Origin of the sequence: Streptomyces yunnanensis (genome assembly GCF_029011865.1) — a bacterium.
Lineage (GTDB): Bacteria > Actinomycetota > Actinomycetes > Streptomycetales > Streptomycetaceae > Streptomyces > Streptomyces yunnanensis.
Map to the genome: position 1 here is coordinate 2,613,730 of NZ_CP095749.1, position 19,515 is coordinate 2,633,244.

Below are 19,515 nucleotides of genomic sequence, written 5' to 3' on the forward strand. Positions count from 1 at the left end.
CGACACCGACTACCACCGCCTCGCCACGGCCCGCCCCGCCTCACATCTCGTCAGTGCAGGTCAGGGCCAAGGCCAGAGCGGGGCGGGTCGGGTCATGTCGCCATCACCACCCGCTGCCCCGAGGGTGCGTCGGCGCGCCCCTTCTCATAGACCGTGAGTCCCCGCGCCAGGTGCAGGGGCACCAGCAACAACTCGACGACCAGGGCCTTCCAGGCGTAGACGACGTTGACCGCCTTGGTGGCGTAGGCACAGGGGATGTTCACCAGCACGCCCCACAGGGGGAGTTTGCGGCGATGGGCGGCGTACACCAGTGGTGGCAGCGTCAGCAGGAGGTCGGTGCCGGCCCACCACGCGAGGGCGGCCGGTGGTGAGGCGCCGGTCGTCGCGGTGAGCACGAACGGGGTGACCCACCACAGCGGCGCGGTGAGGATCTCGAACAGGGCGAGCAGCACCCAGATCGCCAACAGCGGTTTGTGGACGAGGAGTCGGCCGAGGTGGAGCCGGACGTTCTGGCAGAAGCCGGCCATCCAGCGCTTGACCTGTTTGCGGAAGTAGGTGAGGTTCTCCGGGTCGGCTGCGAGGGCCACCGCGTCGGAGACGTAGACCGCGCGCCGGCCGGCGATCTGCCGGGACCAGGTGTAGTCCATGTCCTCGACGATGGTGCGCTCGGGGAAGCCGCCGCACGCCACCAGTTCGCCGCGCCGGAAGACCGAGCAGCACCCCGAGCAGACCATGGGGCTGTCGGCGAGTGCCTGGATGGGCCGGTGGAAGTGGAACCCGAAGAGGTACTCCGTGGAGCGGCCCCGCTCCCAGACGGTGCGGGTGTGTCGGGTGCGGACCGTGCCCGCGGCGACGGCGACGTCGGGGTCGTCGAAGACCGGGAGGATGCGTTCGAGGTAGTCCGGGGCCAGGACGGTGTCCGCGTCGACGGCCAGGACGAGGTCGGTGGTGCACCGCGGGAGGGCGTGGTTCTGTGCCCTCGCCTTGCTGCCGAGGTTGCGCGGCGGGCGGAGCACCGTGGCGCCGTGTGCGGCGGCTACCTCGCCGGTGCGGTCGGTGGAGGCGTCGTCGACGACCAGGATCCGGTCGGGCGGGACGGTTTGCCGGGCGAGGGACTCCAGCGTGGCCGGTAGCCCCGCTTCCTCGTTGTGCGCCGGGACGATGACGGTGACGGTGTGCATGGCGGGCTCCCCCCTGTCGTGCGGACCGCGCCGAGGACGACGCAGATCAGTCCGATCACTCCGTAGACGATGGTGCTGATGCCGAGAATCGGCGTGACTCCGTGCATGTCACCGACGGTAGCCATGCTCGGCCGTCCACGGATTCGGAGGGAGCCTCCTGTGGATAACCCGACGCGGGGGAAGGCGCGTTGGCGGGCCGCGGGCACGGCGACGCCGGCCGCCGCGCCCCGTGGGGGCGAGCGCGACGGCCGGCGTCAGGTGCCGAACGACCCGATCGGCTGCTGACGGACTACTCCACGACCTTCAGCAGCTTGTTGGGCGTGCCCTGGCCCGGGTTGCTGATCTTGTCGGGGGTGGCCCCGTCCGTCAGCGCCTTCTCCACGTCGGCCGGCTTGGCGTCCTTGTGGTCGGCCAGGTAGATCGCGGCGGCACCCACGACGTGCGGGGTCGCCATCGACGTGCCGGAGATGGTCTTGGTGGCGTCGTCGCTGGTGTTCCAGTCCGAGGTGATGTCGGAGCCCGGAGCGTAGAGGTCGACGACGCTGCCGTAGTTGGAGAAGTCGGACTGCTGGTCGTCCTTGGTGCTGGAGGCCACCGTGATGGCCTCCTTGACGCGCGCCGGGGAGCCCTGGCCCGCGTCGGTGGACTCGTTGCCGGCCGCGACGCCGAAGGTGACACCGGAGTCGATGGCCTTCTTCACGGCCGCGTCGAGCGCCTCGTCCGCGCCGCCGCCGAGCGACATGTTGGCGACCGAGGGGCCCTTGTGGTTCTTGGTGACCCAGTCGATGCCCGCGACGACCTGCTCGGTGCTGCCGGAGCCCTGCGCGTCGAGGACCTTCACGGCAACGAGCTTGACCTTCTTGGCGACGCCGTGCTCGGTGCCGCCGATGGTGCCGGAGACGTGGGTGCCGTGACCGTTGTCGTCCTCGGCCTTGTTGCTGTTGTCGATGGCGTTGAAGCCGTACGACGCGCGACCGCCGAAGTCCTTGTGGCTGATGTGGATACCGGTGTCGATGACATAGGCGGTGACGCCGTCGCCCGCGCTGTCCGGGTAGTTGTACTTGCCGTCACCCTTGGTGTCGGTCTGGTCGATGCGGTCCAGACCCCACGACGGCGGGTTCTCCTGGGTGCCGTCGATGTGGAAGGTGTGGTTCTGGACGACCTTGTCGACGGCCGGATCGGCCGCCAGGCGCTTGGCGTCCTCGGCGGACAGGCCGGTGGTCGAGAAGCCGTCGATGGCGGAGGTGAAGGTCCGCTTGACCTTGCCGCCGTACTTGGCGGCCAGGTCGCCGCTCTCGGCGGCGCGCATCGAGGCGGACTTCTTCAGCAGCACGATGTAGCTGCCGCTGACGGCGCCCTTGGCGTCGGCACCGTAGATCTTGCCCTCGGCGGCGGGCGACGCGCCCGCGGTGACCGCGGTGACGGCGGCGATACCAGTGGCGGCCACGGCGGCGGATATCGCCGTGATGAGCCGCTTCTTGCTGGAACGCTTATGAGCCATGGCGAGGGTTCTCCTCGTTCGTGGTGTGGGGGGAAGCGTTGCGAATGGCCCGAGGAGACCGCGAGATCTCCGGCGGACTGGTTCGAAACCCTGTCGGATTGACGAGTGCAATTCAAGGGCCGCCGGGCCGTGTGAGATTCGCAACAACCCTGTAGAAATACAAAAGGCTTCAGAAGTACCCAAAGGACGCGCTGGAGTTGACGCACGCCGACTCAACTCCGTTTACGTTGGCGCAACGAAGGGGGACAGCTGACGATTCATTTGCTCGTTCAACTGTCCCCCTGTGGCATGCTCGCGCCTCGCAAGATCTGCGTACCGGCGGTTACCCCTACGGGAGTTGGGCCTCGATGAGATCGGCGGCCCGCCGGCTGCCACCCTCGTCCGCCATCTCCGCGCGGATCCGTCGGAGCGTCGCGGCCACATCGGGATCGTCGATCAGCGAGCGCACCGCATCACCCAGCGCCTGCGCCGTCACCTGCCCTTTCGCCAACTGCCGTGCGACACCGAGCCTTTCCAGGGTGTCGGCGTTCATGAACTGGTCGGCGGCCTGCGGTACGCACACCATGGGCACCCCGCTTGCCAGACCTTCCTGGCTGCCGCCCATCCCGGCATGGGTGACGAACACGTCCGCCTGGCGGAGGATCGCCAGCTGCGGGACCCAGGTGTGCACCGCGATGTTGTCCGGGATCTCGCCGAGCACCGCCGGGTCGGTGAACTTCCCGATCTGCAGCACCACATGCCAGTCCGGTCGCCCGCCGAACTCCTCGATGCAGGCCCGGTAGACCTCCGGCGCGTCGGTGAACACCGAGCCCAGGGAGACCAGGAGCACCTTGGCGTCCGGCGCGAGGCCGGCGGGCCGCCGCCAGTCGCCCTGCGCGGAGCGGTCGCCCCGGCAGGAGCCGACGAAGGTGAAGACGGAGGCGTCGACCCGGTCGGCGTTCGGCTGCATGGCGCGGGGGATCAGGACGATGGCGCGGGCGGGGCGGGCGGAGAGGAAATCCGGCACGATGACGCCCGGCACGCCGTGCTCCTCCAACCAGGCCCGGAAGCGCGCGTAGTAGGCGCGGCCGCGCTCGGTGCCCACCACCTCCTCCCGAATCCCCTTGCCCACCTCCTCTTCGTAGCCGTCCCAGGCGACCATGTGCGGGGTGAGCTGGATGGCCGGAACCCCCCACCGGTGGGCGAGCAGCGGCGCCGGGAACGCGGCGCTGTCATGGAGGACGAGGTCCGGGGTGTCGCCCTCGTAGGCCGCGGCGAGCTGCGGCAGGGCCTGCATCGCGTCGTCGAGGAAGGGTTCGAGGTGGTCGAGGACGTCCGGGCCCCAGGACTGCGGATTTTCGTCGATGGGCAGGACGGAGGTCCACGGCCGGTGTTCGGCGCCGGTGGCGGCGACGAGATCGGCGAAGGCGTCCGGGAGGGCGTAGCTGACCCGGTGGCCACGGTCGACCAGTTCGCGGATGACGTCGAGGTTCGGTTGGACGTGGCCGTGCGCCGGGATGCTGAACATGGCGATGTGCGAGGGGTGCTGAGGCATGCCCAGGACCCTATGCGAGACGATACGTATCGTTCAACGGCGAAAAGTCGCCACACTGAAGGTGCGGCGGGCGGCCAACTCCCCCACCCGGCAGTGCTCTTCCGACGGTGGGCGGACGGGCCCCGGAGCGGCATCGGGCACCTGCGACACTGGTCGCGAGACCGCACCGCAGGAGGCAACCCGATGACCGAACCCAGCCCCGCCTTCACCGAGGCGCGCGCCCGGGACGTGCTGGCCGCGGCCGGGCACCCCGGCGCGGCGGCGGACGCCCGGCTGCTCGCACTCGGTGAGAACGCCGTCTTCGCCCTGGGCGAGCGCGGCCCGGTCGTCCGGGTCGGCCGCAGCGCCGAACTGCTGGCGCGCGCCGAGCGGGAGCTGGCCGTGGCGCAGTGGCTGGCGGCCGAGGACGTCGCGGCCGTGCGGGCCGCGGAGCCGACCGCGCGGCTCGTCGACGGGCACCCCGTGACGTACTGGCAGCAGCTTCCGGAGGCCGTCCGGCCCGCCGCGCCGCAGGACCTCGCCGAGCTCCTCAAGCGCGTCCACGCGCTGCCCGAGCCGCCGTTCGCGCTCCCCCGGCGCGAGTTGCTGGACGGCGTGGAGCGGTGGCTGCGGCTGGCCGGCGACGCGGTGTCGCCGTCCGACGCGGAGTATCTGCGCGGCCGGCGGGACGCCTTCGCACTGGCCGCGACGGCGCTGGAGCCGCATCTGCCGCGCGGCCCGATCCACGGCGACGCGCTGCCCCGCAACGTCCACATCGGGCCCGCCGGGCCGGTGCTGGTCGACCTGGAGACCTTCTCCTCGGACCTGCGCGAGCACGACCTGGTCGTGATGGCGCTGAGCCGGGACCGCTACGGGCTGGGCACGGAAGCCTACGACGCCTTCGTGTCGGTGTACGGGTGGGACGTCCGGGACTGGGAGGGCTGCGCCGTCCTGCGCGGATCCCGGGAGACGGCGAGCTGTGCCTGGGTCTCCCAGCACGCGCCCGGGAATCCGGCGGCGCTCAAGGAGTTCGGGCGCCGGATCGCCTCGCTGCGCGAGAAGGACGCGGCGGTCCGGTGGTATCCGTTCTGAGGCGGTGACCCGGCCTGCGGGCCGCACCGGCCGCGTGCCTCAGCGCTGGAACGGGATCAGCGGCCAGGCCGGCTCGACTCTCGCCCGCGGGTCACCGGACCGGCGCAGATACGCCTGGAACGAGGCGGCCTGCTCGGCGGCGGCCTGCTCCTGGAGGGCGTGCAGGGCGCGCGGCGAGGGCAGCGCGACGGCCGGGTACTTCTCCCCGATGCGACGGGCGACGCCGGCCGCGGCCACCGCGTCGGCGCCCGCCTCGTGCGCGCCGTCGAGCGGTACGCCGTAGTGCCCGCAGAGCGCCTGGAGCGCACGCTTGCCCTTGCGGTAGCGGTCCACGTGCTTGTCGAGGACGAGCGGGTCGATGACCGGGGCGGGCGGTCCGCCCAGCCGGTCGGTCAGCGTCGGCATGCCGTGGCGGCGGCACTCGCGGTCCAGGAGCGAGAGGTCGTAGCGGGCGTTCATCACCACCAGCGGTATGTCCGCGCGCAGGACCTCGGTCAGCGCCTCGGTGATCTCCGCTATGGCAGCCGCCGGCGCTCGGCCGTGCTCCTGGACGTATGCGGTCGACATGCCGTGGATCTCCGCGGCCTCGTCGGGGATCGGCACGCCCGGATCCAGCAGCCAGGACCGCTTGTCGGCCACCCGGCCGTCCCCCTCCAGCCGGATCAGCGCGGCCGTGACGACGCGGTCCTGCTCGACGTCGGTGCCGGTGGTCTCCAGGTCGAAGCCGACCAGCAGCTCCTGATGCCAGCTCATGCCGAAACCTCGCTTCGCCCGACCCCGCACCGGCGCGGCGCACACCCCTGCTCGATGCCGTCCCGGCCCTCGGCCGGGCCGATCCCCACGCTGCGCTCACTCATGCGCGGCCTCCTTCGGTGGTTCCTCCCCCGTGGTCCGACCACTCTCCCACGCGCCACTGACAACGGGCCGGGCCGCCCGGCACGCCGCCGCCCGGACCGGCTCAGGAGACCGGCCGCGAGTCCGCCCAGACGCTCTCGAACTCCTCGCGGTAGATCTCGAAGAGCCCGTGGTCGATGTCCCGGCCATCGCGGGCGTCCTGGCGGACCACCTCGCGGCCGCCCCCGCGCAGCACGAAGACCGGCGACTCCATCCCGCGGCTCTTGCGGAGGTAGTGCTGGACGACGGCTATCCCGTCGGGCCCGTCGCCGTCGACGAGGTAGGCGGTGAAGCGCGGGGTCTCGTCGAAGACCTGGATCTCGAAGGCGCCGGGGTCCCGGAGCCGGGCCCGGACCCGGCGCATGTGGAGGATGTTCATCTCGATGGAGCGGCTCATCTCGCCCTTTTTGAGGCCGATTTCGCGCTCCCGGCGGCGGACCGCGCTGCTGGCCGGGTTGAGGAACAGCAGCCGGACCCGGCAGCCGGACTCGGCGAGCCGGACGAGCCGGCGGCCGGAGTAGTTCTGGACCAGGAGGTTGAGTCCTATGCCCACCGCGTCGAGGCGGCGGGCGCCGCCGAAGAGGTCCTCGGCGGGCAGCTGGCGCTGGAGCCGCACCCGGTCGGGGTGCACGCCGACCACGTCGGCGTAGCGGTCGCCGACGAGGTCCTCGACGGCGTCGATGGGCAGCCGCCCGGAAATACGGGTGCCGGCCCCGGAACCGAGGATGTCCAGCAGACGGGCGGAGGCCCGCTCGGCCTGCGCCAGGACGGTTTCGGACAGCGCGCGGTTGCGGGAGACGATGTTGCGGGCCACCTCCAGCTCGTCCAGGACCAGCTCGACCTCGCGGCGGTCGTCCACGTAGGGCTCGAAGCAGGGCCAGTGCTGGACCATCAGCTCGCGGAGCTGCGGGAGCGTCAGGAAGCTGACGATGTTGTCGTCGGCGGGGTCGAGGAGGTAGCCCTTGCGGCGGCTGACCTCGCGGACCGCGACCGCACGCTGGACCCACTCCTGGCCGGCGGGCCCGGCGGCCGCGATGACCCATTCGTCGCCGTGCACCGGCTCGTAGATGGGGCGCAGGACGGCCGCGACGACGGCCCGCAGGCGCTGCTCGACGAGATTCAGCCAGATATAGGCGCGGCCGGCCCGTCGGGCCCGGGTCCGCACCTCGCTCCAGGCGTCGGCCCCCCAGTCCAATTCCGCGCCGATCTCCAGGGGGCGGGCCAGGGACACCGTGCCGGGCGGTGCGTCCACGGAGCCGCCCTCGTGGCCCTCATGACTCTCGTCACCAGGGGGCAACTCCAGCCCGCCGCTCACCTGCCACCGCCTCCCGAACCCCCGTGCCAACGATCAAGGCAGACTACTGCGGCGCGGGGGGCGGTGCAGCAGGATGCATCGAGTCGGATGCCAACTCCCCTTATTCATAGTGCCGGTTGTGGCCGGAAGGCGCGGGGGGAGTGAGCGGTTTCATAGCCGGGGCAGGGGGCGCGGACCGATTCCGGCCCACGCGATGGAGTGTTCCGACGGCGGGCCGTTGACATCGCGCCGCGGGGCCGGACCGGGCGCGGGGCGCCGCGATGGGCCGGAATATCGCTGGCGAAACTGCCGGCATTTGATGTAGTCCGTCGAAGAGGTCCGCTTGAGGGACAGCCGCCGGTCCGCCGCCCCGTACACCGACCGTTCACGCCGGCCACCGACCCCGATCGGCGCACGGTACGACAATCCGACATCGCAGAAGACGACCCACCATTCAGCGGAGTTCACACGAAAATCTCCCACTATCCGGCAGTTTGGGACGTATGGGGGAAGGAATCCGATTCGGTCCGCGGACGGGTGTCGTGGAGCCGCCGCCGCCCCGTAGAGAAAGTGGAAGAGTCTACGCATGCAGGTCTGGCCGGGACAGATGTATCCGTTGGGTGCCACCTACGACGGTGCGGGCACCAACTTCGCGGTGTTCTCCGAAGCCGCCACGCGCATCGAACTGTGTCTGCTGCACGACGACGGGTCGGAGACCGCCGTCGAGCTGCGCGAGTCCGACGCCTTCGTACGGCACGCGTATCTGCCGGGGGTGATGCCGGGACAGCGCTACGGCTTCCGGGCGCACGGCCCCTACGAGCCCGAGCGGGGGCACCGCTGCAATTCCGCCAAGCTGCTCCTCGACCCGTACGCGCGGGCGATGAGCGGCGTGATCGACTGGGACGAGGCGGTCTACGGCTACCGCTTCGGGCGCCCGGAGGTGCGCAACGACCTGGACTCGGCGCCGCACACCATGGCGTCGGTGGTGGTCAACCCGTACTTCGACTGGGGCGACGACCGCCCGCCGCGGACCGCCTACCACGAGACGGTGCTCTACGAGGCCCACGTCAAGGGCCTGACCATGCGCCACCCCGAGTTGCCGGAGGAACTGCGCGGCACCTATGCGGCGCTGGCGCACCCGGCGATCATCGACCACCTGACGGCGCTGGGGGTCACGGCCCTGGAGCTGATGCCGGTGCACCAGTTCGTCCAGGACCACCGGCTGGTGGACGCCGGGCTGAGCAACTACTGGGGCTACAACACCATCGGCTTCTTCGCCCCGCACAACGCCTACGCGTCCTGGGGGGATCGCGGGCAGCAGGTGCTGGAGTTCAAGACCGCGGTCCGGGCGCTGCACCGGGCGGGCATCGAGGTCATCCTCGACGTCGTCTACAACCACACCGCCGAGGGCAGCCACCTGGGGCCGACGCTGTCCTTCCGGGGGCTGGACAACGCCTCCTACTACCGGCTGTCGGACGACCGCCGGTACTACATGGACACCACGGGCACCGGGAACTCCCTCCTGATGCGCAGTCCGCACGTGCTTCAACTGGTGATGGACTCGCTGCGCTACTGGGTGCAGGAGATGCGCGTGGACGGGTTCCGGTTCGACCTGGCGGCGACGCTGGCCCGGCAGTTCCACGAGGTGGACCGGCTCTCGTCGTTCTTCGACCTGGTGCACCAGGACCCGGTGGTCAGCCAGGTGAAGCTGATCGCCGAGCCGTGGGACGTCGGGGAGGGCGGCTACCAGGTGGGGAACTTCCCGCTGCTGTGGACGGAGTGGAACGGGAAGTACCGGGACACCGTGCGGGACCTGTGGCGCGGCGAACCGCGCACGCTGGCGGACTTCGGCTCCCGGTTGACCGGTTCGTCGGACCTCTACCAGGAGGACGGGCGACGGCCGCTCGCCTCGGTCAACTTCGTCACCTGCCACGACGGTTTCACCCTGCGCGACCTGGTCTCGTACAACGACAAGCGCAACGAGGACAACGGCGAGGACAACCGGGACGGCGAGCGCTTCAACCGGTCGTGGAACTGCGGGGTGGAGGGGCCGACCGAGGACCCCGGGGTGCGCCGGCTGCGGCTGCGGCAGATGCGGAACTTCCTCGCCACGCTGATGCTGTCGCAGGGCGTGCCGATGCTCAGCCACGGCGACGAGTTCGGCCGCAGCCAGCGCGGCAACAACAACGCGTACTGCCAGGACAACGAGCTGACCTGGGTGCGGTGGCCGGAGCCGGGGGCGCCGGGCGGCGCCGGGACGCTCGACGCCGACCGGCCCGACGGCGCGGGCGGGACGGAAGAGACGGGCGAGGCGGGCGAGGCGGACGGGGGCGAGGCGGTCGAGGGGGACGGCGGGGCGGTGGTCGACACGCCGGCGGCGGCCGAGCGGGAGGAGGAGCTGGCGCTGCTGGCGTTCGTCCGGCAGATGGTGTGGCTGCGGCGGGACCACCCGGTCTTCCGGCGGCGGCGGTTCTTCCAGGGGCACCCGATGGAGGGCACCCACGACGAGCTGTCCGACATCGCCTGGTTCACCGAGGTCGGCGCGGAGATGGGGACGCGTGACTGGCAGTCCGTCCACGCCAAGTCGCTGACGGTCTTTCTGAACGGGAGCTCGATCTCGGAACCGGGGCCGCGCGGCGAGCCGATCACCGACGACTCGTTCCTGCTGATGTTCAACGCCCATGACCAGGAGAAGGAGTTCACGGTGCCGGAACACCTGGGCCGGCAGTGGCAGGTCGTGGTGGACACCGACCGGCCGGCAGCGGCGGCGGACGGCCGGGGCGCCAAGGTCAAGGGCGGCGACCGGCTGACGTTGGTCGGGCGGAGCCTGCTGGTGCTCCAGCGGCCGGCCTGAGCCGTCGGGGGTCCGGAGGTTCAGGGGGCCGGGGTGCGGTCCGCCGCGGCCCCCCGTCCGGGCCGGGCGGTGCGGACGGGGGCGGTGGGCCGGGAGCCGGCGCGGGTGGCGAGGGCGACGCCGAGGATCAGCACGGCGGCGCCGACGGCGACCGCGAAGGCCGCGGACGGGCCGTACGCGTCGGCGAGCCGCCCGGAGACGGCCAGCGCGACGGCCTGGCCCCCGACCACCGCGCTGGTGAGGAACGCCATCGACTCGGCCAGCCGGGTGGCGGGCACCAGCCGCTCGGTGAGCCCGAAGAGAGTGATCAGGTGCGGCGCGAACGCCACCCCGAGCACCACGACGACCAGGTAGAGCGCGGCCATCGACCGGACGAACAGCAGCGGCACGGACAGCACGATGAGCGCGGCGGCGGCCGCCCGCCAGCGGGTCGGCAGGCCGATCCGGGCCGGTACCAGCGCGAGCGAGAGGCCCGCGGCGGCGCTCATCACGCCCATCGCCGCGTACACCAGCCCCGCCTGGGCGGGCTGGTGGAGGCGTTCGGTGAGCGCGGTGATGCCGGCCTGGCAGGCGCCGAACATGGCGCCCTGGAGGGCCGTCGACAGGCGCATGGCGTGGACGGCGCGGGGCATCCGGGTGCGGGCGGGGCGGACGGCCCGGGCGGCGGCGTTCGCGGCGGGCCGCACGGCGACCGCGGTCGGGTGCAGCGCGAACGCCGAGCCGCAGACCGCCAGCAGCGCCGCGGCCAGGGCCAGCGCCACCGCCGGGTGCGCCAGGGTGGCGGCCAGCCCCACCAGCGCCGGACCGAGCACGAACGACACCTCGTCCAGGGTGCCCTCCAGGGACAGCGCGGCGCTCACCAGCCGGTCGTCGGCCGCCGCGCGGTGCGCCAGGGCGACCAGCCGGGTGCGGGCCAGCGGGCCGATCTGGGGCACGCTCGCCCCCGCCAGCAGGCCGATCGCGGCGAGCGGCGGCGTCGCCGTCCGGGTCAGCGCGGCCGTCACCAGGGCCGCCACCGCCAGCGCGTTGAGCCAGCAGGCGACGAGCACCACCGGGCGCTGGCCGTGCCGGTCCGCGAGCCGTCCCATCAGCGGGCCGGCGACCGTCTGACCCGCCGCCAGGGCGCCGCCCACCAGGCCCGCGGTGGTCAGCGAACCGCTGGTCTCGGCCACCAACAACACGCTGCCGAGCTGGCACATGGCGGTCGGCAGCCGCCCGAGGAAGGAGACGACGGGCAGCAGCGGTCCGCTGAGGGCGAGCACCCGGCGGTAGGTGGCGGTGGCGGCGGTCATCACAAGAAGCTATCCACCGCACCCGCACGATCCGTAGCGGCGGTACGTACAAAGCGATACCGCGAAGGGGCTTTCCGATTCGGACGAAAACACGACCGGCGGGACGGCCCGGGATGACGCAACCCGATGACAGAACGGGCCGTGGGCGGGGTACGGGTGTTCCCATGACGCAGCCTTCGAGTCCGTCGCCGACCGCCACCTACCGGCTGCAGCTCCAGCCGGACTTCCCGTTCGCCGCCGCCGAACGGGCGGTACCGTACCTCGCCGCCCTCGGGGTGTCCCATCTGCACCTCTCCCCCGTACTGGAGGCGGTGCCGGGGTCCACCCACGGGTACGACGTGACCGGCCACGCGGCGGTCCGGGCGGAGCTGGGCGGCGAGGAGGGGCTACGGGCGCTGGCGGCGACGGCCCGGGCGCACGGCCTCGGGCTGGTCGTCGACATCGTGCCCAACCACATGGCGGTGCCCGCTCCGCTGTCGCTCAACGGGGCACTGTGGGAGGTGCTGCGCGACGGGCCGGCGTCGCGGTACGCGCACTGGTTCGACATCGACTGGGACGGCGGGCACGGGGGACGGCTGCTGCTGCCCGTCCTGGAGGGGCGGATCGGGGACGAGCTGCCCCGGTTCCGGGTCGAGCGCGGGCTGCTGCACTACGGGGAGCAGGTCCTCCCGCTGCGCCCCGGTACGGAACTGCTGCCGCTGCCGCGTCTCCTGGAGGCGCAGTGGTACCGCCTCGCCTGGTGGCGGTTGGCCCGCACCGAGCTCAACTACCGGCGTTTCTTCACCATTTCGGAGCTGATCGGGATCCGCGTCGAGGATCCGGAGGTGTTCGACGCGACGCACGGGACGGTGCTGCGGCTGATCCGGGAGGGGGTCGTCGACGGGCTGCGGGTCGACCATCCGGACGGGCTGGTGGATCCCGGGGGCTATCTGGCGCGGCTGCGGGCCGGGACCAAGGGCTGCTGGACGGTGGTGGAGAAGATCCTGACCGGCGCGGAGCGGCTGCCGGACGGCTGGGCCTGCGCGGGCACCACGGGCTATGACGCGCTCCGCCACATCGACGGGCTGTTCGTCTGCCCGCAGGGCGCCGGGCGGCTGTTCTCGCACTACCGCGACTTCGTCACCCCGTTGGCCGACGAGGGCGGCGACTGGGACGAGACGGTGCGCCGGGCCGCCTACGAGGTCGTCGAGCACGACCTGGCGGCGGAGGTGGAGCGGCTGGTACGGACCGCGGCGCGGATCGGCGAGCGGGTGCCCCGGCCGGGCGACCATGCGCCGTGGGCACTGCGGCAGGCGGTGCGGGAACTCCTGGTGCGGCTGCCGGTCTACCGGCCTTACGCCGGGGAGGCCACGGACACCGCCCGGGCCGCGGCGGACGCGGCGATGCTGCGCGCCGCGGCGGAGCGGGCCCGGGCCACCTTCCGGGTGCCGGAGGAGGCCGGGGCGGTGGATCTGGTCCACGACCTGGTGCTGGGGCGGTTCGGATACGACGCCGACGGCACGGACGGCGCGCAGAGCGAGGCGGGCGGGGCCGGCGCCCCGGGTCCCGATGCCGTGGAGCGCGAGGCCGTGGAGACGGACGCCGTGGACCCCGATGTCGCGGACTTCGCCGCGCGGTTCGCGCAGACCGCGTCCGCGCTGCACGCCAAGTCCGTGGAGGACACGGCCTTCTACCGCTACCCGGTGCTGCTGTCGGCCTGCGAGGTCGGGGGCGATCCCGGGGAACCCGCGCTGGGGCCCGGGACGTTCCACGAGTACTGCGCGCGGCTGCAGCGGGACTGGCCGGAGAGCGGCACGGTGCTCTCCACGCACGACACCAAGCGCAGTGCCGATGTGCGGGCGCGGATCGCGGTGCTCTCGGAGTGCCCGGACCGCTGGCGGGACGTGTTGAACGTGGTGGCCGACGGGCGGGAGGTCGCGGACGGTGCGGTGCGGGTGGATCCCCTGGTGGCCTGGTCGGCCTGGCAGACCGCGTTCGGGCTGGGTGCGTCCGCCGCCGGCGGCCCGACGGCGGAGCAGTTGACGCCCGCGGTCCTCAAGGCGGTGCGGGAGGCCGGGTTGCGCACGACCTGGACGGAGCCGGACGCGGTGTACGAGGAGGCGGTGGCGGAGTTCGTCCGCAGCGGTCCGTGCGGTCCGGCCGCCGACCAACTGGCCGCGCTGGAGGCCGAACTGTCCCCGTACGTCCGGGCGAACGTACTGGCCGCGACGCTGCTGCACCTCACCATGCCGGGCGTCCCCGACCTCTACCAGGACACCGAGCGGGAGTACGCGGCGCTGGTCGATCCGGACAACCGGCGGCCCGCGCGGTGCGATCCGGGACCGCTCACGGCGCTGGACGACGGTGCCGCGCCGGTCGGGCTGTCCGCCGAGAAGCTGCGGCTGACGGCCACCGCGCTGCGGCTGCGGCGGGCGCACCCGGAGTGGTTCGGCGCCGCCGCGTCGTACGAGCCGCTGGCCGCGGAGGGCCCGGCGGCCGAGCACTGCGTGGCGTTCGTCCGGGCGGGACGGGTGGTGACGGCGGTGACCCGGCTGTCGCTGCGGTTGCGGGAGACCGGTGGCTGGTGGGACACCGGGCTGCGGCTGCCCGCGGGCGGCGACTGGCGGGAGCTGCTGACCGGCCGCACGCTGGCGGGCGGTGCCGCGGTGGGGGTGGACTCGCTTTTGACGCAGTGGCCGGTGGCGCTGCTCGTACGGGAGTAGCGCCGAGCGGCGGAGGCGGCGGCAGGGGTGCTGTGACCAGGCATACTTGACGCAGCGTCAGGAGCCCTCGGCGGCACCCCACTCCCGCAGCAGCTCGGTGAACTCCGCCGCTGCGCCGGTCAGTTCCACCCGCGAGAAGACCGTGATATCGCGGCGCCACGGCGGGTCGGTGGGTATCCGCGCGCAGTCCAGGCCGGTCAGTTCGTGGGCCGCGGTGAGCAGGACGCCGACGCCGGCCGAGGCCATCCGGACGGCCGTCGAGGTGTGCTGGGTGCGGACGGCGGTGCGCGGGGTGAAGCCCGCCCGTTCGCACTCCACGTCCAGCCAGCGGCGGCCCGCCAGCACCGGTTCCAGGCTGCACCGCACCCAGGGCCGGTCCGCCAGGTCCGTCAGGCGCAGCGACTCCCGGGCGGCGAGCGGGTCGTCGTGCGGGACGACCACCACCATCCGCTCCCGGCCGACGACGGTGACCGGTCCCGGCCAGTCCTCCGGGCGCGGCCCCAGCGCCACGTCGGCCACCCCGCGCGCCATCCGGTCGGTCAGTTCGTCGGTGGTGGCGTACTCGTGGAGCACCAGGCGGACCCCGGGGCGCAGCCGGGTCCAGCGGGCACAGACCGCCGGGAGCACCCCGATGGCCTGGGCGTGCACCGTCGCGATGTGGAGTTCGCCGCTCTCCGCCCCGCCGGCGGCCAGCGCCGCACGGCGGGCCTGGCGGGCACTGCGGACGGCGAGTTCGGCGTGCGGGTAGTAGGCCCGGCCCATCGCGGTCAGCCGCACGCCGCGGTTCATCCGCTCCAGCAGCGGACCGCCGACCTCCCGTTCCAGCGCCTTGATCTGGTGCGAGAGCGCGGACTGGCTGACGTGCAGCGCCTCCGCGGCCCGGGTGAAGGACTGCTCCTCGACCACCGCCACCAGGTATTCCATCTGCCGCAGACTCATCCGCCGCTCCCCGCCTCCCCCGTGCGCTCCCATGCACACAGTGCATCGCTCCCATAGAAACATTGCCTTGGACTCATGACCGCGGGTGGGCGGAGGCTGGGGCCATGAACACGGACTCGCTCACGGACCGGCCCGACGCGCCGGATGTCGTCGTCATCGGCGGGGGCACCGGCGGCTACAGCACCGCCCTGCGGACCGCCGCCCTCGGACTGCGGGTGGTGCTCGCTGAACGCGATCTCGTCGGCGGCACCTGCCTGCACCGCGGCTGCATCCCCAGCAAGGCGATGCTGCACGCCGCGGAACTGGTCGACGGCATCGCGGAGGCGGGCGCCCGCTGGGGCGTCAAGGCCAGCGTGGACGCGGTGGACTGGGACGCGCTGACCGCCACCCGGGACGACATCGTGGCCCGCAACCACCAGGGCGTGAGCGGCACCTTGGCGCGCGCCGGGGTGCGCGTGGTGCACGGTTCGGCGCGTCTGACCGGGCCGCGTTCGGTGGTCGTCGACGGGCCGGAGGGCGGCACGTTCACCGCCCGGCGCGGGATCGTGCTGGCGACCGGCTCCCGGCCCCGGACGCTGCCGGGTCTGCCGGCGGACGGCCGGAGGGTGGTGACCAGCGACGACGCGCTGTTCGCGCCGGGCCTGCCGGCGTCGGTGCTGGTCCTGGGCGGCGGGGCGATCGGCGTCGAGTACGCCTCGTTCCACCGCTCGATGGGCGCCGAGGTCACCCTGGTCGAGGCGGCGGACCGGCTGCTTCCGCTGGAGGACGAGGAGGTCGGCCGGCATCTCCTCCGGGGGCTGAAGCGGCGCGGGATCACCGTCCGCACGGGTTCGACGCTGACCGGCACGGAGCTGCTGCCGGACGGTGTACGGGCCACCGTCGTCACACCCAAGGGCGAGGAGGTGGTGGTCGAGGCCGAGCGGCTGCTGGTCGCGGTGGGGCGGGCCCCGGTGACCGACGGGCTCGGGCTGGCGGCGGCCGGACTGGCCGTGGACGAGCGGGGGTTCGTGGCGCCGGCGGACTGGTCGCGGCTGGAGACCGCGGTGCCCGGCATCCATGTGGTCGGCGATCTGCTGCCGCCGCCGTCGCCCGGGCTGGCGCACGCGTCGTTCGCGGAGGGGCTGTTGGTCGCCGAGACGCTGGCCGGGGTGCCGTCCCGTCCGGTGGACTACGCGACGGTGCCGCGGGTGACGTACTCCAGTCCGCAGACCGCGTCGGTCGGGCTGAGCGAGGCCGCGGCGCGGGCCCGGGGGCTGGAGATCAAGGTCAACACGATGCCGCTGACGGCCACCGCGAAGGGCATGGTCCACGGGCAGGGCGGCATCGTGAAGGTGATCGCGGCGGCGGACGGGGCGGGTGGCGAGGCCACCGGCGCGGTGCTGGGCGTCCACCTGGTGGGGCCGCACGTCTCGGAGATGATCGCGGAGAGCCAGCTGATCGTGGCGTGGGACGCCGAACCGTCCGACGTCGCCCAGCAGGTGCACGCCCATCCGACGCTGTCGGAGGCGGTCGGCGAGGCGTTCCTGACGCTGGCGGGGCGGGGGCTGCACCAGCACTGACCGCACCCGCGCCGGGCCGCTCTGCCGCTCCGTCGCCCGCCCCCGGGCGCCCGACTACCGCGCCCCTTCCCCGCCCCTTTCCCGTCCTTTCCCCGCTCCTGCCGCGTTCGTCAGCGCTCGGGCGGGGCCTGGCGCTCCGTCAGGACGTAGTCGACCTGCCCGAACCTGATGTGGTCGCCGGGACCGACCGGTATCTCGCCCACCAGCCGGCGGCCGTTGACGCAAGTGCCGTTGGTGGAACCGAGATCGCGCAGCATCCAGCCGGTGCCCTCGCTGCGCAGCTCGGCGTGGTTGCGGGAGACCGTCTCGTGGTTGAGCCGCAGGCCGACGCCCGGGGCCCGCCCGATCAGCAGCGGGAACGGCCCGGGCTCCGGCAGCAGCAGCTTCGGCAGCCGCTCCGTGCGCCAGGCCCTGCGCACCCGGATGTGGAACGCCGACACCCGGCCGACCATCCGCAGCAGCAACCCCTGGACCTTGCCGCGGCTCTCCAAATCGGCCGTGGCGGCCGCGAGATCGGAGTGCTGCTGGGCGGTCAGGACGAGTTCCAGCCGGCGCAGGAAGGTGTCCTGGGACAACCGTCCCTCCGCCGCACCGTCGCGCAGCAGCTCAAGGGCGCGTTCCCGATCGGCGTCGGAAGGCCGCGCGGGGAACTGGAGCGAAGTCATAGCGTGATTGTCCGGCCTGCGGCGAGTCGGTGTCCAGGCGATGTCGGTGCCCCACCGCGCCGCGTCCTTCCGTCCACGGCGGCGGCGTGCTTTGGTCGTCGGTAACCGGGGCCGCCTGGTGTCGGGCCGGCCGGGGCCGCAGTGACGAAGGAGGACAACGGTGCTGTTCGAGGTATGGGCGCCGGGTGCCGGGCGGGTCGCCCTCCAGTGGGCCGGCGACCGGTCCGACGAACCCCCGGTCCCGCTGGAGCCCGCCCCCGGACGCCCCGGCTGGTGGCGCGCCGAGGCGCCGGCCCGCGACGGCGACCGCTACGCCTTCCGGCTCGACGACGGCCCGCCGCGGCCCGACCCGCGCGCCGCCCGGCTGCCGGAGGGCCCCGGCGGACCCGGCGCGGTCGTCGAGCACGCCGGGTTCGCCTGGCGGCACCCCTGGCCCGGCCGTCCGCTGCCCGGCGCGGTCCTCTACGAGCTGCACATCGGGACGTACACGCCCGAAGGCACCTTCGACGCCGCGGCGGCCCGCCTGGGCCACCTCTCCGACCTCGGCATCACCCACATCTCCTTGATGCCGGTCTGCCCGTTCCCCGGAACCCACGGCTGGGGGTACGACGGGATCGCGCCCTGGGCGGTGCACGAGCCGTACGGCGGGCCCGACGGGCTCAAGCGGTTCGTGGACGCCGCGCACGGCCACGGCCTCGGGGTCGTCCTCGACGTGGTCCACAACCACCTCGGCCCGTCGGGCAACCACCTCCCGGAGTTCGGCCCGTACTTCACCGACGCCCACCACACGCCCTGGGGGGCCGCGGTCAACCTCGACGCCCCCGGTTCCGACGAGGTCCGCGGCTATCTCATCGGGAGCGCGCTGGGCTGGCTGCGCGACTACCGCATCGACGGACTGCGGCTGGACGCCGTGCACGCCCTGCACGACGACCGCGCCCAGCACTTCCTGGCCGAACTCTCCGCCGCCGTGGACGCGCTCGCCGCCCAGCTGCGCCGCCCGCTGTTCCTGATCGCCGAGTCCGACCGCAACGACCCGCGCACCACGGCACCGCGGGCGAGCGGCGGCCTCGGCCTGCACGCCCAGTGGAACGACGACTTCCACCACGCCCTGCACACCGCGCTGACCGGCGAGTCCCACGGCTACTACGCCGACTTCGCGCGCGACCCGCTCGCCGCCCTCGCCAAGACCCTGACCGGCGGCTTCTTCCACGACGGTGGCCACTCCAGCTTCCGCGGCCGCCGCCACGGCGCACCGCTCGACCTGCGCACGACCCCGCCGCACCGGCTGCTCGCCTACGCCCAGACCCACGACCAGATCGGCAACCGCGCCCACGGCGACCGGCTCACCGCGGCGCTCTCCCCCGGCCTGCTCGCCTGCGCCGCCGCGCTGGTCCTCTGCTCCCCCTTCACCCCGATGCTGTTCATGGGCGAGGAGTGGGGCGCACGCACCCCCTGGCAGTACTTCACCGACCACCCGGACCCGGAGCTCGCGGAGGCCGTACGGGCCGGCCGACGACGCGAGTTCGCCGCGCAGGAGGGCGGCGCGGCGCACGGGGACGGGCTCGACGCCGACTGGCCGGACCCGCAGGACCCGGCCACCCGCGACCGCTGCGTCCTGGACTGGGCCGAACCCTCCGCCGCACCGCACGCCGCCCTGCTGTCCTGGTACCGCACCCTCCTCGCCCTCCGCCGCACCCAACCCGCGCTGACCGACCCCGACCCGTCCCGCACCCGCCTCACCCACGACGCGTCCGCCCGCTGGCTCCTCCTCCGCCGCGGCCCCGTACACCTGGCCGTCAACCTCGCCTCTGAGGGCACGTCAACCATCCCGGTGGGCCCCGCCGGGGCATCCCGCTTCGAAGCGGTGGCGGGCTGGCCGCGCCCGCTGTACCCGGAGGCCGACGGGACACTGCACCTGCCGGCGGAATCGGCGGTGGTGTGGGTGGGGGACGGGGCGGCGGATGGGGTGGGGGATGGCGTGGGGGATGTTCCCTAGGGGGTGGGCGCGCCCCCTGTTGGGCCACAACGC

13 protein-coding genes are annotated in these 19,515 nt (G+C 73.2%); 5 read left to right on the forward strand and 8 right to left on the reverse strand.

The annotated features are described in order from the left end of the window. Window positions 1-92 precede the first annotated feature (92 nt). The 3 genes from MOV08_RS11460 to MOV08_RS11470 all read right to left on the reverse strand — a co-directional run bounded on the left by MOV08_RS11460 (window position 93) and on the right by MOV08_RS11470 (window position 4,216). On the reverse strand, window positions 93-1,181 hold the full coding sequence (locus tag MOV08_RS11460; RefSeq protein WP_275307373.1) for a glycosyltransferase family 2 protein: 1,089 nt from the start codon (window positions 1,179-1,181) through the stop codon (window positions 93-95). Window positions 1,182-1,470: 289 nt separating this feature from the next. After that, window positions 1,471-2,682: a S8 family peptidase gene (locus MOV08_RS11465; RefSeq protein WP_275307375.1), complete on the reverse strand. Its 1,212-nt coding sequence runs from the start codon at window positions 2,680-2,682 to the stop codon at window positions 1,471-1,473. Between the two features lie 328 nt (window positions 2,683-3,010). Continuing rightward, window positions 3,011-4,216 (reverse strand): macrolide family glycosyltransferase, encoded by a 1,206-nt coding sequence (locus MOV08_RS11470; RefSeq protein ID WP_275307377.1) that lies wholly within the window; start codon window positions 4,214-4,216, stop codon window positions 3,011-3,013. Between the two features lie 183 nt (window positions 4,217-4,399). Between MOV08_RS11470 and MOV08_RS11475 the strand changes: the two genes are divergently transcribed. Continuing rightward, window positions 4,400-5,287 (forward strand): aminoglycoside phosphotransferase family protein, encoded by an 888-nt coding sequence (locus MOV08_RS11475; protein ID WP_275307378.1) that lies wholly within the window; start codon window positions 4,400-4,402, stop codon window positions 5,285-5,287. A gap of 39 nt (window positions 5,288-5,326) precedes the next feature. Here the strand turns inward: MOV08_RS11475 and MOV08_RS11480 are convergent, their stop codons facing one another. Next, on the reverse strand, window positions 5,327-6,040 hold the full coding sequence (locus MOV08_RS11480; RefSeq protein ID WP_039631789.1) for an exonuclease domain-containing protein: 714 nt from the start codon (window positions 6,038-6,040) through the stop codon (window positions 5,327-5,329). 205 nt (window positions 6,041-6,245) lie between these two features. Next, window positions 6,246-7,496: an SAV2148 family HEPN domain-containing protein gene (locus MOV08_RS11485; protein WP_039631791.1), complete on the reverse strand. Its 1,251-nt coding sequence runs from the start codon at window positions 7,494-7,496 to the stop codon at window positions 6,246-6,248. A 565-nt stretch (window positions 7,497-8,061) separates the two neighbouring features. On the opposite strand from MOV08_RS11485, the gene glgX reads away from it, so the two are divergent. Beyond that, window positions 8,062-10,329 (forward strand): glycogen debranching protein GlgX, encoded by a 2,268-nt coding sequence (gene glgX, locus MOV08_RS11490; protein ID WP_275307380.1) that lies wholly within the window; start codon window positions 8,062-8,064, stop codon window positions 10,327-10,329. Window positions 10,330-10,349: 20 nt separating this feature from the next. Here glgX and MOV08_RS11495 read toward each other — a convergent pair whose 3' ends face one another. Then, entirely contained in the window at window positions 10,350-11,621 is a 1,272-nt protein-coding gene (locus tag MOV08_RS11495) for an MFS transporter (RefSeq protein WP_275307381.1), read from the reverse strand. A gap of 164 nt (window positions 11,622-11,785) precedes the next feature. Here MOV08_RS11495 and treY point away from each other — a divergent pair, with 164 nt between their 5' ends. Beyond that, complete coding sequence (treY, locus tag MOV08_RS11500) at window positions 11,786-14,323, forward strand: malto-oligosyltrehalose synthase (protein ID WP_275307383.1); 2,538 nt, start codon at window positions 11,786-11,788, stop codon at window positions 14,321-14,323. Between the two features lie 57 nt (window positions 14,324-14,380). On the opposite strand, the gene MOV08_RS11505 is transcribed toward treY, so the two are convergent. After that, window positions 14,381-15,262: a LysR family transcriptional regulator gene (locus tag MOV08_RS11505; protein WP_275307385.1), complete on the reverse strand. Its 882-nt coding sequence runs from the start codon at window positions 15,260-15,262 to the stop codon at window positions 14,381-14,383. A 104-nt stretch (window positions 15,263-15,366) separates the two neighbouring features. Here MOV08_RS11505 and lpdA point away from each other — a divergent pair, with 104 nt between their 5' ends. Continuing rightward, window positions 15,367-16,821 carry a dihydrolipoyl dehydrogenase gene (gene lpdA, locus MOV08_RS11510; RefSeq protein ID WP_275307387.1) on the forward strand — a complete coding sequence of 485 codons (1,455 nt, stop codon included), beginning with the start codon at window positions 15,367-15,369 and terminating at the stop codon, window positions 16,819-16,821. 110 nt (window positions 16,822-16,931) lie between these two features. Here the strand turns inward: lpdA and MOV08_RS11515 are convergent, their stop codons facing one another. Then, window positions 16,932-17,486 carry a DUF1707 and FHA domain-containing protein gene (locus MOV08_RS11515; RefSeq protein ID WP_039631801.1) on the reverse strand — a complete coding sequence of 185 codons (555 nt, stop codon included), beginning with the start codon at window positions 17,484-17,486 and terminating at the stop codon, window positions 16,932-16,934. 160 nt (window positions 17,487-17,646) lie between these two features. Between MOV08_RS11515 and treZ the strand changes: the two genes are divergently transcribed. Further along, window positions 17,647-19,482, forward strand: a complete 1,836-nt coding sequence (gene treZ, locus MOV08_RS11520; RefSeq protein WP_275307389.1) for a malto-oligosyltrehalose trehalohydrolase — start codon at window positions 17,647-17,649, stop codon at window positions 19,480-19,482. Window positions 19,483-19,515 lie beyond the last annotated feature (33 nt).